The following is a 19,224-nucleotide window of genomic DNA, read 5'->3' on the forward strand; positions in this document are numbered from 1 at the left end:
CCGAAATGCCTACCGCCGACCCCAACCCTAAACTTGAGCTTTAGGGTTAATGCTGTGCCTCCGTCACATCACCATGGGGCACAGTCTGGTGACACAGGACACTAGGTCGCGCCGGGCTCGTGTTTCAACGAACACGCCGAGCTTCCCTTTTTCTTTTGAGCCTATGTGATCATCGACCGGCAAACGAAACCGGGGTGACCACCAAGAGTCGGGCCGCCGCGGAATCGCGTCAAGCCCTCCCCCAGGGACAGAACCTACCGGATCATCCGGACACCGCAGGCGCGTCCGGCGCACTCACATCGAAGTTCGTACCCTTCTGATGCAGCAGCGCCACCAGCACCCGCGCTTTGCGATCCGTCTGTTCCGGACTTCCCCAGCGGACGGTCGCACCCCCGTTGAGCTGCAGCCGGATGTCGTCGTACGAATGCACCAGCACCGCACCCGCCCGCCGGGCCACGTCGGCGGGCAGTCCGGCGGCCACGGTGACCGCACCCTGCACCAGTTGGGCCGGGGAAATGACCTCCCCGGAGTCCTTCGCCTGCTGACTGAGTCGCAGTTCGACCACCGGTACACCGCCGGGCGGGGCCGACTCGGTGGCGAAGCTCACGCCACCCGCGTCCACCTGGGTGAACCGGCCGTCCTCCCCCTTGACGGCGGCCACCGCCTTGCGCTGAACGACCTTCACCCGCAGGGTGTGCGGCCAGCCCCGCCAGACCTCCGCCCGGGCCACCCGGGGGATCGCGGTGACCCGCCGCTCGACCTCCGCGAGGTCCACCCGGGCGAGCGGACCGTCGCCCAGCCCGCCGACCGCCTCGCGGACCTGGTCGGCCGTCAGCCGGTCGTCCGTGACGCCCTGGACGGCCACGCTGCGCACGTCCAGGGCCGCGGAGAAGAACACCAGCCAGACCAGCACGCCCAGCACCGCGGCGCCGAGCGAACCCAGCACCACGACGCCCCGCCGGGAGAGGCGGAGCCGGGGGGCCGACCGCTCGGCCTCCAGCTCCTCCTCCAGCGGGTCGGCGAGCCGGCCGTCAGCCACGGCGGCGGCCGCCCCGGGATGCCTCGATCGCCTCGTACACCATGCCCACCAGCAGCTCGTCGGCGTCCCGGCGGCCGAACTCGGCGGCGGCCCGGCTCATGTCCCAGAGCCGCTGCGGGTCGGTGAGCACCGGCAGCACGTTCTGCAGCACCCAGTCCGGGGTCAGCTCGGCGTCGTCGACCAGCAGGCCGCCGCCCGCCTTCACCATCGGCTGGGCGTTCAGCCGCTGCTCGCCGTTGCCGATCGGCAGCGGGACGAACGCGGCGGGCAGCCCGACCGCGGCCAGCTCGGCCACCGTCATGGCGCCGGCCCGGCAGAGCATCAGGTCGGCGGCGGCGTACGCGAGGTCCATCCGGTCCAGGTACGGCACCGCGCGGTACGGCGGCATGCCGGGGATGTCGTCGACCACCGGCAGCTCGTTCTTCGGGCCGACGGCGTGCAGGATCTGGACGCCGTACTGCTGCAGCCGCGGGGCGATCGCGGTGATCGTCTCGTTCAGGCGGCGGGCGCCCTGCGAGCCGCCGGAGACCAGCAGGGTGGGCAGCCGCTGGTCGAGGCCGAAGTAGTGCCGGGCCTCGGGGCGGGCCGCGTTGCGGTCCAGGGTGGCGATGGTGCGGCGCAGCGGGATGCCGATGTACCGGGAGTCGCGCAGCTTGCTGTCCGGCGTGGAGACGGCGACGAAGTCGCTGTAGCGGGCGCCGATCTTGTTGGCCAGGCCGGGGCGGGCGTTGGCCTCGTGCACCACGATCGGCACCCCGGCCCGCTTGGCGGCCAGGTACGCGGGCATCGCGACGTAGCCGCCGAAGCCGACCACGGCGTCCGCCTTGACCCGCTCGATGATCTCCTGGGCGGCGCGGACGGTGCCGCGCAGCCGGCCCGGCACGGTGATCAGCTCGGGGGTGGGCTTGCGGGGCAGCGGGACGGCCGGGATCAGCTCCAGCTGGTAGCCGCGCTCGGGTACCAGCCGGGTCTCCAGGCCGCGCTCGGTGCCCAGGGCGGTGATCCCGATGGACGGGTCGTGCCTGCGGAGGGCGTCCGCGAGGGCGAGGGCCGGCTCGATGTGACCGGCGGTCCCCCCGCCGGCGAGTACGACATGCACCGAAATTCACCGCTCCCTGCGGGCCGGCCCGGGGGCCTGGCGCGCTGTGGTTCGTCGTCGTGGCAGCACCCGGGCCAGGTGGGTCCTGAACCGGGAGTTCTTGCTCCGGGCGGCCAGGGCCGCCTTCGCGCCGGGCGTGCTGCGTGCGAGGCAGAGCAGCACACCGGCGGCGCACATGGCCGACAGCATGGCGGAACCGCCGTAGGACAGCAGCGGGAGCGGGACGCCCGCGATGGGCAGCAGTCCCAGCGCCGACCCCAGGTTGACCATGGCCTGCGCCATGATCCACGTGGTGGCGGCTCCCGCGGCGTACCTGACGAAGGGATCCTTCGTGCCGATGGCCACACGGATACCCGCGTAGCCTAGTGCCGCGAAGAGGCCGATCACCGACAGCGTCCCCACCAGGCCGAGTTCCTCGCCCACCACGGCGAAGATGAAGTCGGTGTGCGCCTCCGGCAGCTGGCCCCACTTCTGGACGCCGGCGCCGAGCCCCTTGCCGAAGATGCCGCCGAGCGCGAACGAGTAGACGCCGTGCAGCGCCTGGAAGCAGGTGCCGGCCGGGTCGAGCTCGGTGACGCCGATGCAGGAGAGCCGCTCGGCGCGGTGCGGGACGGTCACCACCAGGGCGGTGCAGACCACCACGGCGACGCCCAGGGTCGCGACGAACAGCCGCAGCGGGGCGCCGACCATCCAGAGCAGCCCGAACAGCATCGCGACCAGGATCATCGAGGTGCCCATGTCGCCGCCGAGCATGATCAGCGCGAGCAGCAGCAGCGCCCCGGGGACCAGCGGGACCAGCAGGTGCTTCCACTGGTCGAGGGTGCCGGTGCGCTGTTTGCGGGCGAGCAGGTCGGCGCCCCAGAGCAGCAGCGCGAGCTTGGCGAACTCGGAGGGCTGGAACTGGAAGAAGCCGAAATCCAGCCAGTTCCGGTTGCCGTTGATCTCCATGCCGATGCCGGGGACGGCGACCAGCAGCAGGGCGCCGATCACCCCGAGCAGCAGCGGGTAGACGATCACCCGCAGCACGGCCACCGGCACGGCGGCGAAGCAGATCAGCAGCGCCCCGCCGAGCATCGCCGCGACCAGCTGCTTGAACAGGTAGTACCAGGTGGAGTGCTGCTGGCTGAGCGCCAGGATCTGCGACGAGGACCAGACCATCACCAGGCCGAGCACGACCAGCAGCAGCACCGAGCCCAGCACCAGGTAGTACGGCGTCAGCGGCCGGTCCAGCGTGTACCGCAGCCGGGCCCGGAAGGCCCGGAGGCGGGCCACCGGACCGGCCGACTGGTACGCGGTGGTGGTGGCCGAGATCAGTCTCAGCGGCTGGGCGTTCTCCTTTTCCGGCGCGCCGGAAACACCCCTGCCCTGCCCCGCCACGGCGTTTCCCTTCCCGAGACTCAGCTGTCCGCCAACTCCCCTACGGCGGCCGCGAACAGGTCGCCGCGCTGGCCGTAGTCGGTGAACATGTCCATCGAGGCGCAGGCCGGGGCCAGCAGCACCGTGTCACCCGTTCGGGCGAGCGACGCGGCCGTGCGGACCGCCTCGGTCATCGCCACCGCGCCAGTCTGGCCCTCGGCCGCCTCGATCACCGGGACATCCGGGGCGTGTCGGGCCAGCGCCTCGCGGATCACCGCGCGGTCCCGTCCGATCAGCACCACGGCCCGCAGCCGCTCGGCCGCGCCCTGGACGAGGTCGTCGAAGGCCGCGCCCTTGGCCAGGCCGCCGGCGATCCAGACGACCGGCCGGTAGGCGGCCAGCGAGGCCGCGGCGGCGTGGGTGTTGGTGGCCTTGGAGTCGTCCACGTAGGAGACGCCGTCGACCACGCCGACCTCGGCGATCCGGTGGGCGTCCGGGCGGAAGGCCCGCAGGCCGTCCCGGACGTCCTTGGCGTCCACGCCGTAGGCGCGGGCCAGCGCCGCCGCCGCGAGGGCGTTGGCGATGTTGTGCGGGGCCGGCGGGTTGACGTCCTCGACGGAGCCGAGCTCGGCGGCGTTCTTGTGCCGGTCGGGCACGAAGGCGCGGTCCACCAGCAGGCCGTCGACGACGCCGAGCTGGGAGAGCGCGGGCGCGCCGAGTCCGAAGCCGACCGCCCGGCAGCCCTCCTCGACGTCGGCCTCGCGGACCAGCGCCTCGGTGGCCGGATCGGCCAGGTTGTACACGCAGGCGACGACGTTGCCCTCGTAGATGCGGCCCTTGTCGGCGGCGTACGCCTCCATCGAGCCGTGCCAGTCGAGGTGGTCGGGCGCCAGGTTGAGGACGGCCGCCGAGTACGGGCGCAGCGAGGGCGCCCAGTGCAGCTGGTAGCTGGAGAGCTCGACGGCGAGCACGTCGTACGGCTCCTCGGCGAGCACCGCGTCCAGGACGGAGACCCCGACGTTGCCGACGGCGGCGGTGCGCTTCCCGGCGGCGGTGAGGATCGAGGCGAGCATCTGGACGGTGGTGGTCTTGCCGTTGGTGCCGGTGACGGCCAGCCAGGGGGCGGGCTCTCCGGTGGCTTCGAGTGGCCGGCGCAGGCGCCAGGCGAGCTCGACGTCGCCCCAGACCTCGATGCCGGCTGCCTCGGCGGCGGCGAACAGCGGGCTGCTGGGCGGCCAGCCGGGCGAGGTGACGACCAGCCGGGTGCCCTCGGGGAGCGTGTCGCCGTCGCCGAGGCGCACGGCGACGCCCTGGGCCTCCAGCTCCGCGGCGCGGGCCTTCAGGCCCTCGCCGGTGCCGCCGTCGACCACGGTGACCTGCGCGCCGAGGCCGTGCAGGACGCGGGCGGCGCTGATGCCCGAGACGCCGAGTCCGGCGACGGCGACCGGCAGCCCGGTCCACTGGGGTTCGGTCATCCGGTCACCCATCCCGCGTAGAAGAGGCCGAGGCCGACGGCTACGAAGAGGCCCTGGATGATCCAGAACCGGACCACGATGAGGACCTCGCTCCAGCCCGTCAGTTCGAAGTGGTGCTGGAGGGGGGCCATCTTGAAGACGCGCTTGCCGGTCATCCGGAAGGAGCCGACCTGGATGATCACCGACAGGGTGATGATCACGAACAGGCCGCCGAGCAGCGCGAGCAGCATCTCGGTGCGCGAGCAGATCGCCAGGCCGGCCAGGGCGCCGCCGAGGGCCAGCGAGCCGGTGTCGCCCATGAAGATCTTGGCGGGCGAAGTGTTCCACCACAGGAAGCCGAAGCAGGAGCCCATCAGGGCGGAGGCGACCACGGCGAGGTCCAGCGGGTCGCGGACGTCGTAGCAGTTGGCGGTGGCCGTGATGGCGTAGGCGCAGCTCTGGGTGTACTCCCAGATGCCGATGAAGGTGTACGCGCCGAAGACCATCACCGAGGCGCCGGTGGCGAGGCCGTCGAGGCCGTCGGTGAGGTTCACGCCGTTCGACATCGCGGCGATCATGAAGTACGCGAAGATCACGAACAGGACGGGGCCGATCGACCAGCCGAAGTCCCGGACGAAGGAGAGGTGCTGGGAGGCCGGGGTCAGCCCGCGGTCGTCGCTGAACTGCAGCGCGAGGACCGCGAAGGCGAGGCCCACGAAGGACTGGCCGAGCAGCTTCGCCTTGGCCCGCAGGCCCAGCGAACGGCGCTTGACGACCTTGATGTAGTCGTCCAGGAAGCCGACCAGGCCCAGACCGGCCGTCAGGAACAGCACCAGCAGCCCCGAAGCGGTCGGGGTCTCGCCCGTTATCGCCTTGGTGGCGAAGTAGGCGATCAGCGTCGCCAGGATGAAGGCGATGCCGCCCATGGTGGGCGTGCCCTTCTTGCTGTGGTGCGCCTTCGGGCCGTCGTCGCGGATGTACTGGCCGTAGCCGTGCTTGGCGAGCAGCTTGATGAGGGCCGGCGTGCCGAGGAGCGACAGGACCAGGCCGATCATGCCGGAGAAGAGGATCTGCTTCATTACTCGGCCGCACCGTCCGCGAGCAGTGCCTCGGCCACCTTCTCCAGACCCACCGAACGGGAGGCCTTCACCAGGACCACATCCCCCGGCCGCAGCTGACTGCGCAGCAGCTCGACCGCCGCGTCCGCGTCGGACACCAGCACCGACTCCTCACCCCACGAACCTTCGTTCCTAGCGCCCAGTTCCATGCAGGCCGCCTCGCGTCCGCCGACCGCCACCAACTTGGTGACGTCCAGCCGGACGGCGAGCCGCCCGATGGCGTCGTGCTCGGCCAGGCTCTCCTCGCCGAGCTCCCGCATCTCGCCGAGCACCGCCCAGGTGCGGCGGCGCTCCGGGCCGCGTCCCCCCATCGAGACCAGCGCCCGCAGCGCGGCCCGCATCGAGTCGGGGTTCGCGTTGTAGGCGTCGTTGACGACGGTGACACCATCGGCCCGGTCGACGACCTCCATGCGCCAGCGGGACAGCGCACCCGCCTCGCTGAGTGCTTCGGCGGTGTCGTCGACGGTCATCCCGAGCTCCATCGCCACCGCTGCGGCGGCGAGGGCGTTCGAGACGTGGTGCTCACCGTACAGGCGCAGCTTCACCGGTGCGGAACCGGCCGGGGTGCTCAGCGTGAACGATGGACGTCCGGTGGAGTCCAGGCGAACATCCTGTGCCCGGACGTCGGCGTCCCGGGCCTCGCCGAACAGCACGACCCGGGCCCTGGTCCGGGCCGCCATCGCGCGGACGAGCGGGTCGTCTGCGTTGAGCAGCGCGGCGCCCTCGGCGGGAAGCGACTCGACCAGCTCGCCCTTGGCCTCGGCGATCTTCTCCTTGGAGCCGAACTCGCCCACGTGCGCGGTGCCGACGTTCAGCACCAGGCCGATCCGGGGCGGGGTGATGGTGGTCAGGTACTCGATGTCGCCCTTGTGCCGGGCTCCCATCTCCAGCACCAGGTGCCGGGTGTCCTCCTCGACCCGCAGCGCGGTCATCGGGTGGCCGATCTCGTTGTTCAGCGAGCCGGGCGGGAAGACCGTGGGGCCCAGGCGACCGAGCAGCTGCGCGATCAGGTCCTTGGTGCTGGTCTTGCCGGCCGAGCCGGTCAGCGCCACCACGGCGGTGCCCTGCGCGCGGCCGACCACGGTGCGGGCCAGCTTGCCGAGCGCGTCCACCACGTTGCCGACCAGCACGGCGGGCACGCCGACCGGACGGGACGCCAGCACGGCGACCGCGCCGGCCGCGACCGCGCGCTCGGCGAAGTCGTGGCCGTCCACGTTCTCGCCGACGAAGGCCGCGAACAGGCCGCCGGGGACGACCCGGCGCGAGTCCACCTCGACCGGGGCGGTCACCGGGGTGTCGGGGTCGGCGCCGTCCAGGATGCCGCCGACGGCTTCGGCGACCTCGGCGAGAGTCAGTGCGATCACGGCTGCTCTACTCCTCGGGTGCCCCCGGTCGCGGCGGCCCGCGCGATCGACTCGCGCAGCACCTCCCGGTCGTCGAAGGGGCGGATCTCGTCTCGTACGTACTGGCCGAGTTCGTGGCCCTTGCCGGCGACCAGGACGGTGTCCCCGGCCCGGGCGCCGGCCACCGCCTGGCGGATCGCCTCGGCCCGGTCGGGGACGACCAGGACGGCTCCGCGCTCGGCCTCGGGGACGGCGGCGGCGCCGGTCAGCATGGTGGCGAGGATCGCCAGCGGGTCCTCGCTGCGCGGGTTGTCGCTGGTCAGCACGGCGGTGTCGGCGAGCCGGGCGGCGATGGAGCCCATCGGTCCTCGCTTGTGCGGGTCGCGGTCGCCGCCGCAGCCGACGACCACGTGCAGCCGGCCCTTGGTGACCTCGCGCAGCGAGCCGAGGACGGCCGCCAGGGCGTCCGGCTTGTGCGCGTAGTCGACCACGGCGACGTACGGCTGGCCGGCCTCGACCCGCTCCAGCCGGCCGGGCACGCCGGGCACCGCGGCGACGCCGGCGACGGCCTGCTCCAGCGGGATGCCGGCGACGGCCAGGGCGGTGATCGCGGCCAGCGCGTTGGACACGTTGAACGGGCCGGCCAGCGGCACCGCGGCGTCCGCCTCGGCGCCGTCCGGGCCGAGCACCCGGAAGGTCGAGCCGACCGGGCCGAGCTGGACGTCCACGGCGCGCCAGTCGGCGGCGGGGTCGCCCGCGGCGGAGAAGGTGGTCATCGGGATCTCGGCCTCGGCGGCCAGCCGGCGCCCGTACTGGTCGTCCAGGTTGGCCACCCCGAGGCGGGCCCGGCCGGGCTGGAAGAGCCGGGCCTTGGCCTGGAAGTAGTCCTCCATGTCCGGGTGGAAGTCCAGGTGCTCCGGCGTGAGGTTGTTGAACAGCGCGACGTCGTAGGTGACGCCGTCGACCCGGCCGAAGACCAGCGCGTGGCTGGAGACCTCCATGGCGACCGCGTCCGCGCCGCGCTCGGCCATCACGCCGAGGATCGCGTGCAGTTCGGTGGCCTCGGGGGTGGTGCGCTCGCTCTTGATCCGCTCGTCGCCGACCCGCATCTCCACGGTGCCGATGACGCCCGGGGTGCGGCCGGCCCCGCGCAGGCCGCCCTCCACCAGGTAGGAGGTGGTGGTCTTGCCGTTGGTGCCGGTCAGGCCGATCATCAGCAGCCGGTCGGCGGGCCGCCCGTACACCGCGGCGGCCAGCTCGCCCATCCAGGCCCGCGGACGGTCGACCACCAGCAGCGGGACGCCGGCGTCGGCGGCCAGCCGGGCGCCGGCCGGGTCGGTCAGCACCGCGACCGCGCCGGCGGCCACCGCCTGCTCGGCGAAGGCGGCGCCGTGGTGGTTGGCGCCGGCGAACGCCACGTACAGGTCGCCGGGGCGCACCGCGCGGGAGACGTGGGTGACGCCGGTGACCTCGCCGCCCGCGACGGGGTCGAGGCCCAGGATCTCGGCGATCCCGGCGAGCGGCACGGCCGCCACGTCCGCGGGGCGGGGCGGGCTCACGGTGGTTTGATCGGGTTTCGGCACGGCGGGAAGGCTATCCGCCGAAGGGCGTCCAGGGCCAAACCGACCCTTTTCCGTGCCGGCGGCCGCACCCGCCCGGTCGTTGCTCATTCTCGGTCACGGCTTCCACTCGACGGGCAGGTTCGGCGCCTCGCTGCCGCTCGGCGGGACCTGGAGGGTCTTCAGGGTGAACTCCATCACCTGCTTGAACACCGGACCGCAGAGCTGGCCGCCGAAGTGGCCGTTCACCGGGTCCTGGATGACGCAGGAGACGGTCACCCGGGGCGCGTCGGCCGGGGCGAAGCCGATGAAGGAGGCGGTGTAGCCCCGGTAGCCGCCGGTCTTCGGGTCCACCCGGTTGGCGGTGCCGGTCTTCCCGGCCACCCGGTAGCCGGGGATGGCGGCGCGTCCGCCGGTGCCCTGCTCGTCGGAGACCACCGACTCCAGCATCTCGGTGAGCGTCCTGGCGGTCTGCTCGCCGACCACCCGGGTCTGCTCGCCGGGCGGCTCGGGGGTGTAGCGGCCGTCCGGGGCGGTCGTCCCCTGGACGAGGGTCGGGGCGACCCGCACCCCGCCGTTGGCGATGGTGGAGAACACCGAGGTGGCCTGCATGGCGTTGACCGACAGGCCCTGGCCGAACGGGATGGTGTACTGCTTGGACGCCTTCCAGTCCTCCGGCTTGGCCAGGATGCCGGGCGTCTCGCCGGGGAACTCCAGTCCGGTGGGCCGGCCGATGCCGAACTTGCGCAGGTAGTCGTCGAGCACCCGGTTGGACTCGGCCTGGTCCGAGCCGAGCGTCTCGGCGGCCATGATCGTGCCGATGTTGGAGGACTTGGCCAGCACCCCGGCCAGGGTCAGGTACCAGGTCTCGTGCTCGACGTCGTCCTTGAACGCGACGTCCGCGCGCGGCAGCCGGTTGGGGACGGTGACCTTGGTGTCCCAGGCCGCCTTGCCCTGGTCCAGGACGGCGGCCATGGTCATCAGCTTGGCGGTGGAGCCGGGCTCGAAGACGTCCTGGAGGGCTGCGTTGCCGAGCTGTTCGGGCCTGGCCGAGCGCAGGTCGTTGGGGTTGAAGCCGGGCGCGGCGGCCATCGCCAGCACCTGGCCGGTCCTCACGTCCTGGACGATCACGTAGCCCTTCTCCGCCCCGGCGTTGGCGACCTGGTCGGTGATGGCCCGCTGGGCCGCCCACTGGATGTCCCGGTCGATGGTCAGCCGCAGGTCGGTGCCGGGCACCGCCGGGTCGAAGGAGCCGCCCGCGGTGGGCACCAGCCGGCCGCCCGCCTGGGCGTAGCTGCTGTGGCCCTCCTCGCCGGCCAGCCGGTCCTGGTACTGCTGCTCCAGCCCGCCGGCGCCCACCCCCTCGGCGTTGACGAACCCGACCAGGTTGGCGGCCAGCCCGTCCGAGGGGTAGACGCGCTTCTGGGTGTCCCGGTTGAAGACGCCGGCCAGCGGGTTGACGCACTCGTTGTCCAGCCGGGTGCGCCCGCCCTCCTCGGCGGGCTTGCCGAGCTGGCGCTTCTGCGCCTGGCAGGCCTTGGAGCCGGCCTGCTTCTCCAGCGAGTGCTTGAGGTCGCTGATCTGGTTCTTGACGTCCGGGGTCTGCTGGGCGGCGAGGCGCTTGTAGCGGGTCCTGGGGGTGTGCAGGTCGGCGGCGATCCGCTCCTTGGGCAGGCCGAGGATCGGCGCCAGCAGCGCGGCGGCCTGCTCGGGCGCGTCCGGGACCCCGGAGGCCTCCGGGGTGAACATCGCCGGGTCGGCGGTGATGTCGTACGCGTCGACGGTGGTGGCCAGGGCCACGCCGTCGGAGGACGTTATCGAGCCGCGCTCCGCGGTGATCGGGACCTTCTGGTAGCGGTTGGTGTTGGCGTCCGCGGCCAGCGCGTCGGAGTCCAGCAGCTGGAGCTGGACGAGCCGGGCGGCGAACACCGAGAACACCACCGACAGCACGACGGTGGCGAAGCGCAGCCGGCGGCGCGGGTCGGCCAGTCTGATCGTCCTCGCCCGGGGAGCCGCCGGGCGGGCCTTGGGGCGGGCCCCCTTGGCCGGCGGGCGGGCGGCCCCGGCGGGCCGGGCCTCGGGGCGGCGCGGCTGCGGCGGGCGCGGTTTGGCGGCGGCGGTCGGCGCCTTGCCGGTCGAAGGCTTGCCGGTCGAAGGCTTGGCGGTCGACGGTTTGGCGGTCGGAGGCTTCGGGTTCGCGCCGCGGGCCGGCGCGGGCGGCTGGCGCTTGACCGGCTTGGCCGGCGGGGCGGGCTGGCGCTTGGCCGGCTGGGCGGGCTGTGCCTTGCGCGGCGCGGCCCCGCGGACGGGCTTGCGCCCGCCGGCGCCGCCGGAGGGCTGTCGGGGCGTGCTCATCGGCCGCTCCCCCCGCTCCTGGTCGCGGACGGGCCGCCCGGCGGCAACGGGTCGATCTGCACCGTGCCGTCGCCGGTGGGCGCCGGTGCGGGCGCCGGGGACGGAGCCCCGGAGGCCTGACCGCTCGGGGCCGCGGACGGCGCCGGGGTGCCGGGCCTGGGCTGGGACGGCTGCCAGGGTTCGGCGGTGGACCGTTTCACCGGCGGGCTGTCCTGGGCCTGGCCGGGCTTGCCGGCCACCGAGCCGTCGGGCCGCAGGAACGCCATCCCGCCGGCCGGCACCATGCCCAGCTCGCGGGCCCGGCGCTCCAGCGCGTCCGGTGCGGCGCCCTGGTCGATCTGGTGCTGGAGGCCCTGCTGCTCGTCGGTCAGCGCGGTGGTCTGCCGCTTCAACCGGGACAGCTCGAAGGAGCCCTCGTTCAGCGCGGTGTTCAGCCCGAGCAGGCCGAGCAGCCCGGCCGCGAGCAGCACGACCACCAGGACCGCGAACGGCATCCGCCCCCGGACCTGTCGCCGCCCCGGCCGGACCGTGATCCGCGCCCTGCCGCCCTGTGCGGGAAGCCCCCGGCTCCCCTCCCTGGCCCCACCGCCGGCCACCGGCACCACCGCTCTCCTCCCGCCCTTCGGCCCCGCCCCGGCCCTGGTCAGCCCCGGGTGCTTCGGACCCTGATCCTCTCCGCCACCCGCAGCCGTACGGGTGCGGCGCGCCGGTTCTCCTCGATCTCCTGCTCGGTGGCCAGTTCGGCCCCTCGGGTGATCAGCTTGAGCCAGGGCTGGTGCTCCTCCGGCACGAACGGCAGCCCCGGCGGGGCGGTGCTGGTCGCCCCGGCCGCGAAGTACTGCTTGACCAGTCGGTCCTCCAGGGACTGGTAGGACATCACGGCCACCCGACCGCCGAGGGCCAGGACGTCCAGGGCCCCCGGGATCGCCCGGTCCAGCACCTCCAGCTCGCCGTTGACCTCGATCCGCAGCGCCTGGAAGGTCCGCTTGGCCGGGTTGCCGCCGGTGCGGCGGGTGGCGGCAGGGATGGCGTTGCGTACCAGTTCGACCAGACGCGCGCTGGTGGTGAACGGTTCCTTCTCCCGCTCCCGGACGATCACCGAGGCGATCTTCCCGGCGAACCGCTCCTCGCCGTACACCTTGAGGATCCGGGCCAGCTGCCCGTGGGTGTAGGTGTTCAGCACCTCGGCGGCGCTGATGCCCCGGGTCTGGTCCATCCGCATGTCCAGCGGCGCGTCCTGGGCGTAGGCGAAGCCGCGGTCCGCCTCATCCAGCTGCATCGAGGAGACGCCCAGGTCGAACAGCACGCCCTGGACCTCGTCGATGCCGAGCCGCTCCAGGACCTCGGGGATCTCGTCGTAGACGGCGTGCACCAGGGTCGCCCGGTCGCCGAAGGACGCGAGCCGCTCGCCGGAGAGCTTCAGCGCGGCCGGGTCGCGGTCCACCGCCACCAGCCGGACGTCCGGGAACTGGGTGAGCAGTGCCTCGCTGTGGCCGCCGAGGCCGAGGGTGGCGTCCACCACCACCGCGCCGGGCTGCGAGATCGCCGGGGCCAGCGCGTCCATGCACCGCTGGAGCATCACCGGGACGTGCTTGGGTGCCGGATGGTCGGTGCTCATGCGCTGTGGCGCCCTTCGATCGGTGCGGAGCCGCCGGTCGTCCGGGAGCTGTCCGTCCATTTTGGCCCACTGCGCACCGCCGCCGGCGCGAGGGGCGGTCGCACGACGGCCCGTGGTCCCCGCCCGCTCAGGGGGAAGGACGTGACCGCCCGGCGCCGGGGAAGGTGCGCCAGGTGGCACGGAGCGGGTGGAGGCCGCGGGCCGCCTGCGCCGCCGCACCGGCCGAAAGGCCCGGTTGACGGGCTCCGGCGGGTGTGCTGCACTGCGCCGCAACTCTATCGCCAGGACCCCGCCAGTCAATGGCCCGCTCCGGCGCACCACCCGGGCGGCGGTATGGATCGCCGCAGGTCGTAGCCGTTCCGGCGGCCGGAGCGGGGTGGCCGGGCCGGTGGGGCGGCGCGGTCCACGCGCCCCGCAGGGCGGTGGCGGACAAACCCTGGCGAAGCGCCTACGGGGCCGTGCGGCTTGTCGATATGCACTCGGTCACAGCAAGCCACTCTGTAGCTCTCCGCCCCACCACGGCGGCCCGGATCGCACTAACGTCGCGGGTATGACAGTGACCCCCGACCGGCCCGTGCCGACCGCCGCTGCCGCCCCCGCCGCTTCCGGCATCACCGACCGCTTCGTGGCGGCCAACCGCGCGTACGCGGTGGACTTCCGCGACGGCGGCATGGATGCCCGCCCCGTCCAGAAGGTCGCCGTGGTGGCCTGCATGGACGCCCGCCTCGACCTGTTCGCCGCCCTCGGCCTGGAGCTGGGCGACGCCCACGTGCTCCGCAACGCCGGCGGCGTCGTCACCGACGACACCATCCGCTCGCTCACCATCAGCCAGCGCGCCCTGGGCACCCGCTCGGTCGTGCTGATCCACCACACCGGCTGCGGCCTGCTCGGCCTGACCGAGGACTTCCGCCGCGAGCTGGAGCAGGAGGTCGGCCAGCGCCCGCAGTGGGCGGTGGAGGCCTTCGTCGACCTCGACGGCGACGTCCGCCAGTCGATGCAGCGGGTGCGCACCTCGCCGTTCCTGCTGCACACCGACGACGTCCGGGGCTTCGTCTTCGACGTCCACACCGGTCTGCTGCGCGAGATCGCCTGACCCCGCGGGACCTCCCCGGGAGCCCCCTCACGGACCCGCCCCGGTGGCCCGGCCGACGCCGTCCGGGCCCCCTCCGCGCACCCCGGTTCCCGTCCCCGCCGCCGCCCTCCGGGGCAGAGGGTGACTTTCTCGCACCCCGCGGGGGAGAATGCGCCTGCCGGTCGGACCCCGAACCACCTGGGGCGGCCGGGCCGCAGGTCGCACCCGACGCCGGATCCGCCAAGGAACCGCCCCCGGGCGCGCCGCGTCAAGCATCGGGTGGGGGCCGGCCCCGGGAGGGGGCCGGGCGCAGCTGTGCCAGGGAGCGTACGGGTGACGAGCTACAACGATCAGGCCGGTCTCGAAGGTCGCGCGGACGACCGGGCCGGCGGCGGCCACCGGGTGGGGCTGCCCGAGCTGGCCGCGGTGGTCGACCGGGTGCGCGCCAACGTGGAGAGCGTGATCGAGGGCAAGCCGGAGGCCGTCCGGATCGCGCTGACGGTGCTGCTGGCCGAGGGCCACCTGCTGCTGGAGGACGTCCCCGGCGTCGGCAAGACCATGCTGGCCAAGGCGCTCGCGCGGTCCGTCGACTGCACGGTGCGGCGCATCCAGTTCACCCCCGACCTGCTGCCCTCGGACGTCACCGGCACCAACATCTACGACCAGCAGCGGCGGGACTTCGAGTTCCGGCCCGGCGCGATCTTCGCCCAGATCGTGGTCGGCGACGAGATCAACCGCGCCTCGCCGAAGACCCAGTCCGCGCTGCTGGAGTCCATGGAGGAGCGGCAGGTCACCATCGACGGCACCAGCTACGAGCTGCCCTCGCCGTTCATGGTCGTCGCCACCCAGAACCCGGTCGAGATGGAGGGCACCTACGCCCTCCCGGAGGCCCAGCGCGACCGCTTCATGGCCCGCATCTCGATCGGCTACCCCAGCCCCGAGGCCGAGTTCGCGATGCTCGACGTGCACGCCGGCGCCAACCCGCTGGACGACCTGCAGCCCGTCGCGCACGCCTCCGACATCCTCAAGCTGATCGACCTGGTGCGCACCGTGCACATCGCCGACCCGGTCCGCCGGTACGCCGTCGACCTGGTCGGCGCCACCCGCACCAGCCCCGAACTGCGCCTCGGCGCCTCCCCCCGGGCCACCCTGCACCTGGTGCGGGCCGCCCGGGCCTCGGCCGCGCTGGACGGCCGCGACTACGTCATCCCGGACGACATCCAGTACCTGGCCGTCCCGGTGCTCGCCCACCGCCTGATGCCCACCGCGGAGACCCAGCTGGGGCGGCGCACCGCCGAGCACATCGTCTCCGACCTGGTCGCCCGCCTCCCGCTGCCCCGCCCGCAGGGCGCCCCGGCCGGCCGGAGGGGCTGACGTGGCATCGTCCGGCAACACGTCGGACGTCCGCGCCGGACTGCGCGGCCTCACCACCCGGGGCCGCTCCTTCCTCGCCGCCGGTGCCACGGCGGTGCTCTGCGCGTACGTCTTCGACCAGCAGGCCCTGCTGCGGGTCGGCGTCCTGCTCGCGGCCCTGCCGCTGGCCGCCGCCCTGCTGCTGGTCGGCACCCGCTACCGGGTCGCCAGCGGGCGCCGGCTCAGCCCGCACCGGGCCGTGGCCGGCCAGGAGGCCCGGGTGCACCTGCGGGTCGACAACGTCTCGCGGGTGCCCACCGGCCTGCTGCTGCTGGAGGACAAGGTCCCGTACGTGCTCGGGCCGCGTCCGCGCTTCGTCCTGGACCGGGTCGAGCCGCGCGGCCACCGGGAGGTCTCCTACCGGGTCCGCTCCGACCTGCGCGGGCGCTACCCGCTCGGGCCGCTGCAGCTGCGGATCTCCGACCCGTTCGGGATGTGCGAGCTGGACCGGTCGTTCTCGGCCGGCGACGTGCTCACCGTGGTGCCGCAGGTCCAGCAGCTGCCGACCGTCCGGCTGACCGGCGAATGGGCCGGGCAGGGCGAGAGCCACACCCGGACCCTCGCCCTGGCCGGCGACGACGACGTGATCCTGCGCGAGTACCGGCCGGGCGACGACCTGCGCCGGGTGCACTGGAAGTCCACCGCCCGGTACGGCGAGCTGATGGTGCGCCGCGAGGAGCAGCCGCAGAAGGCGCGCGCCACCGTGCTGCTGGACACCCGGGAGGTCGGCCACCGCGGCAGCGGACCGGCGTCCTCCTTCGAGTGGGCGGTGTCCTGCGCCGCCTCGGTCGCCCTGCACCTGCTGGCGCGCGGCTACCAGACCCGGCTGCTCACCGACACCGGCGGCTCGGTGCCCGCGGCGGACGCCGGCGGGACCGGCAGCACCGCCGAGGTGTCCGGCCTGGTCCTGGACGCGCTCGCGGTGGTCGACCCGTCCGACGGCGGCGGGCTCACCCGGGCCGAGGACCCGCTGCGGGCCGGCGGCGAGGGCCTGCTGGTCGCCGTCCTGGGCGAGCTCGATGAGACGCAGATTGCCCGGCTCGCCCGGCTGCGCAGCCGTACCGGCGGGGCGGTGGCCCTGCTGCTCGACACCGGCACCTGGGGCGCCGGACTGCGGACGATCGCCCCCGAGACCGGCGCCGCCGAGTTCGAGGCCCGGGTGCGCCAGCTGCGCGCGGCCGGCTGGACGGTGCTGCCCGTCCGCGCCGGGGACTCCCTGCCCGAGCTGTGGCGCGCCGCCGAACGCGTCGAGGCATCCCCCTACCGAGAAGAGGCCGGCGCGTGACCCCCCGGGCCAAACTGACCGTGTTCGCGGCCCTGGCCACCGCCCTGGCCGCGCTCTGCCTGACCCCGGTGCTGGTCACCAAGGGCTGGATCAGCCACGCCCTGCTGGTGATCGCCGTGGTCGCGGCGGCCGGTGCGGGCCTGCGCCGCGCCCCGCTGTACCGCTGGGCGGTACCGCTGCTCCAACTGGTGGTGCTGTTCGTCCTGCTGCTGGTCGGCTTCGCCGGCCCGACCGCGCTGTGGGGCGGCGTGCTGCCCGGGCCGCAGTCCCCGGACCACCTGGGGGAGGTGCTCTCCACCGGCTTCCGGGACATCGGCGAGTACGCCATCCCGGCGCCCCCGACCGCGGGCCTGCGGCTGATCCTGGTCGGCTCGATCGGCCTGGTCGCGCTGGTGGTGGACACCGTCGCGGTGACCTACCGGCGGGCCGCGCTCGCCGGCCTGCCGCTGCTGGCGCTGTACTCGGTCGGCACCGGGCTGGCCGGGGACGACGGCAGCTGGCTCTGGTTCGGGCTGTCCGCCGCCGGGTACCTGCTGCTGCTCTTCACCGAGGGCCAGGACCGGCTGACCCGCTGGGGCCGGATCTTCCGGGGCAGCGCGCACGGCACCGAGAGCACCGGCAGCATCAGCCAGAGCGGCCAGCGGGTCGGCGTGGTCGCCCTCGCGATCGCGCTGCTGCTGCCGGTCTTCCTGCCGCGCCTGGAGGGCGGGCTGATCGACACCGGCACCTCCGCCGGGTCGGGCGGCTCCGGCGGCATCGGCTCCACCACCACCCTCGACCCGCTGGTGTCGCTGGCCGCCGCGGTGGCGAAGTCCAACGACACCGAGCTGGTCGCGTACCGGATGGACAGCGCCTCCGCCGCCACCACCTACCTGCGCACCGGCTCGCTGGACGAGTTCACCGGCAGCGAGTGGAAGCTCAGCTCGGCGTCCTCCGCCGTCGCGTACACGGACGGCATCAGCTTCCCCGATCCGCCCGAGGGCATGACCGAGCTGCGCTCGCCCCGCCGGATCACCGGCGACTTCGCCATCAGCCCCGCGCTGGAGTCCTCCTGGCTGCCGATGCCGTACCCGGCGACCCGGGCCGACGTGCCCGGCAAGTGGCGGGTGGACGGGCTGACCGGCACCGTGATGCCGGACAAGGGGCAGTCCACCCGGAAGCTGCGCTACCAGGTCACCGGCCTGGAGGTGCGGCCCAGCGCCGAACAGCTGCGCACCGTGCGCAGGGCCGACGGCACCCTGGCCGACCGCTACCTCAAGCTGCCGCCCGGCCTGCCGTCCGTCGTCCAGGAGAAGGCGCGCGCGGTCACCCGCGGCGCCCGCACCGACTACGACAAGGCGATGGCGCTGCAGAGCTGGTTCACCGGCCCGGAGTTCACCTACAGCACCTCGGTCGACCCGGGGAACGGCAACAAGGCGATCGAGAAGTTCCTGCAGGACCGGACGGGCTTCTGCGTGCACTACGCCTCCACCATGGCGGCGATGGCCCGCACCCTGGGCATCCCCTCCCGGGTCGCGGTCGGCTTCACCCCCGGCCGTGCCCGGGGCGGCGACCAGTACGTGGTGACCGGGCAGATGTACCACGCCTGGCCGGAGCTGTACTTCCAGGGCTACGGCTGGCTGCGCTTCGAGCCCACCCCCACCCGCGGCGTCCAGCCCGGGTACGCGGAGCCGGTGGCCGCGCCCACCGCCGCCCCGAGCCAGCAGCCCAGCACCGCGCCCGCGGCGAGCAGCGCCGCGCCGCAGCCGACCACCAGCAGCAGCTGCGACGCCAACCTGCGCCGGCAGGGCGAGTGCGGCGACGAGCGCAAGGCCGCGGGCGGCAGCACGGACGAGTCGCTCTGGGTGCTCTCCGGCCAGGCCCTGGCCACCTTCGGCACCGTGCTCGCGGTGCTCGGCCTGCTGCTCGTCCCGATGCTCTGGCGCATACGACGACGGCGCCGGCGGCTCGGCACCGGTGGACGGCGGCGCTCGGGCGGCGACGGTCCGCCCGCACCGACCGACGCCCAGGTGCTGGCCGCCTGGGACGAGCTGATCGACTCCGCCTGGGACCTCGGCATCCCCCCGGACGAGTCGCGCACCCCGCGCGCCACCGCCCGCCGGATCGCTGAGAGCGCCGAGCTGGACGAGGACGCCGCCGCCGCGGCCGGACGGGTCGCGCTGGCCACCGAGCGCGTGCTCTACTCCCGGCCGGCCGGCCATGCGTCGGCCGGTCACGCTTCGGCCGACCATACGCAGTGGTCCGCCACCCCGCCGGCGGCCGACGTCCGGCTGACCCGGGACGCCCTGCGGGCCCGGGCGGGCCGGGCCGGGCGGACCAGGGCGCTGCTGCTGCCGGCCTCCTCGGCCCAGCTGTGGTGGGGGATCTCGGACGCCGTCCTGGGCGTGCGGCTGGCGGTCGGCCGCGGGGCCTCCCGGGCGGCCGGGGCGGTCACCGGCCCGCTGCGGCGGGTGCTGCGGCGCAGGTCCTGACCCGTAGGGATCCGGACACGCCGAGGGCGGGCAGTCGTCGAC

14 protein-coding genes are annotated in these 19,224 nt (G+C 74.0%); 4 read left to right on the forward strand and 10 right to left on the reverse strand.

What is annotated here, in order from left to right; all coding sequences use genetic code 11:
* Positions 1 to 262: 262 nt before the first annotated feature.
* From ACWGB8_RS05155 to rsmH, 10 genes are all read right to left on the reverse strand, one after another.
* Complete coding sequence (locus ACWGB8_RS05155; RefSeq protein ID WP_452210397.1) at positions 263 to 1,039, reverse strand: cell division protein FtsQ/DivIB; 777 nt, start codon at positions 1,037 to 1,039, stop codon at positions 263 to 265.
* The gene (murG, locus tag ACWGB8_RS05160) at positions 1,032 to 2,138 is read right to left on the reverse strand and encodes an undecaprenyldiphospho-muramoylpentapeptide beta-N-acetylglucosaminyltransferase (protein WP_452210399.1); all 1,107 of its coding nucleotides are present in this window, start codon (positions 2,136 to 2,138) and stop codon (positions 1,032 to 1,034) included. Before murG ends, ACWGB8_RS05155 begins: the two co-directional genes overlap by 8 nt.
* Positions 2,139 to 2,144: 6 nt before the next feature.
* A complete protein-coding gene (gene ftsW, locus ACWGB8_RS05165; RefSeq protein WP_452210401.1) occupies positions 2,145 to 3,515 on the reverse strand; it encodes a putative lipid II flippase FtsW in 1,371 nt (456 codons plus the stop codon).
* Between the two features lie 20 nt (positions 3,516 to 3,535).
* Positions 3,536 to 4,969: a UDP-N-acetylmuramoyl-L-alanine--D-glutamate ligase gene (murD, locus tag ACWGB8_RS05170; protein ID WP_452210403.1), complete on the reverse strand. Its 1,434-nt coding sequence runs from the start codon at positions 4,967 to 4,969 to the stop codon at positions 3,536 to 3,538.
* Complete coding sequence (mraY, locus tag ACWGB8_RS05175) at positions 4,966 to 6,027, reverse strand: phospho-N-acetylmuramoyl-pentapeptide-transferase (protein ID WP_452210404.1); 1,062 nt, start codon at positions 6,025 to 6,027, stop codon at positions 4,966 to 4,968. The genes murD and mraY overlap by 4 nt, the downstream gene beginning before the upstream one ends.
* Positions 6,027 to 7,430 carry a UDP-N-acetylmuramoyl-tripeptide--D-alanyl-D-alanine ligase gene (locus ACWGB8_RS05180; protein ID WP_452210406.1) on the reverse strand — a complete coding sequence of 468 codons (1,404 nt, stop codon included), beginning with the start codon at positions 7,428 to 7,430 and terminating at the stop codon, positions 6,027 to 6,029. The genes mraY and ACWGB8_RS05180 overlap by 1 nt, the downstream gene beginning before the upstream one ends.
* A complete protein-coding gene (locus ACWGB8_RS05185) occupies positions 7,427 to 9,079 on the reverse strand; it encodes a UDP-N-acetylmuramoyl-L-alanyl-D-glutamate--2,6-diaminopimelate ligase (RefSeq protein WP_452210408.1) in 1,653 nt (550 codons plus the stop codon). Before ACWGB8_RS05185 ends, ACWGB8_RS05180 begins: the two co-directional genes overlap by 4 nt.
* 6 nt (positions 9,080 to 9,085) lie before the next feature.
* Entirely contained in the window at positions 9,086 to 11,323 is a 2,238-nt protein-coding gene (locus ACWGB8_RS05190) for a penicillin-binding transpeptidase domain-containing protein (protein WP_452210410.1), read from the reverse strand.
* Positions 11,320 to 11,817, reverse strand: coding sequence for an FtsB family cell division protein (locus ACWGB8_RS05195; protein ID WP_452210412.1), 498 nt, complete (start codon positions 11,815 to 11,817; stop codon positions 11,320 to 11,322). Before ACWGB8_RS05195 ends, ACWGB8_RS05190 begins: the two co-directional genes overlap by 4 nt.
* Before the next feature lie 149 nt (positions 11,818 to 11,966).
* Positions 11,967 to 12,941, reverse strand: a complete 975-nt coding sequence (rsmH, locus tag ACWGB8_RS05200) for a 16S rRNA (cytosine(1402)-N(4))-methyltransferase RsmH (RefSeq protein WP_452210414.1) — start codon at positions 12,939 to 12,941, stop codon at positions 11,967 to 11,969.
* Positions 12,942 to 13,491: 550 nt separating this feature from the next.
* On the opposite strand from rsmH, the gene ACWGB8_RS05205 reads away from it, so the two are divergent.
* The 4 genes from ACWGB8_RS05205 (at position 13,492) to ACWGB8_RS05220 (ending at position 19,182) form a co-directional block, all read left to right on the forward strand.
* The gene (locus ACWGB8_RS05205) at positions 13,492 to 14,034 is read left to right on the forward strand and encodes a beta-class carbonic anhydrase (RefSeq protein ID WP_452210415.1); all 543 of its coding nucleotides are present in this window, start codon (positions 13,492 to 13,494) and stop codon (positions 14,032 to 14,034) included.
* A gap of 312 nt (positions 14,035 to 14,346) precedes the next feature.
* A complete protein-coding gene (locus ACWGB8_RS05210; RefSeq protein ID WP_452210417.1) occupies positions 14,347 to 15,387 on the forward strand; it encodes an AAA family ATPase in 1,041 nt (346 codons plus the stop codon).
* A 1-nt stretch (position 15,388) separates the two neighbouring features.
* A complete protein-coding gene (locus ACWGB8_RS05215) occupies positions 15,389 to 16,711 on the forward strand; it encodes a DUF58 domain-containing protein (protein WP_452210419.1) in 1,323 nt (440 codons plus the stop codon).
* Positions 16,708 to 19,182, forward strand: a complete 2,475-nt coding sequence (locus ACWGB8_RS05220; protein WP_452210421.1) for a transglutaminase family protein — start codon at positions 16,708 to 16,710, stop codon at positions 19,180 to 19,182. Before ACWGB8_RS05215 ends, ACWGB8_RS05220 begins: the two co-directional genes overlap by 4 nt.
* The last annotated feature ends 42 nt before the right edge of the window (positions 19,183 to 19,224 follow it).

Source organism: Kitasatospora sp. NPDC054939 (assembly GCF_053610105.1).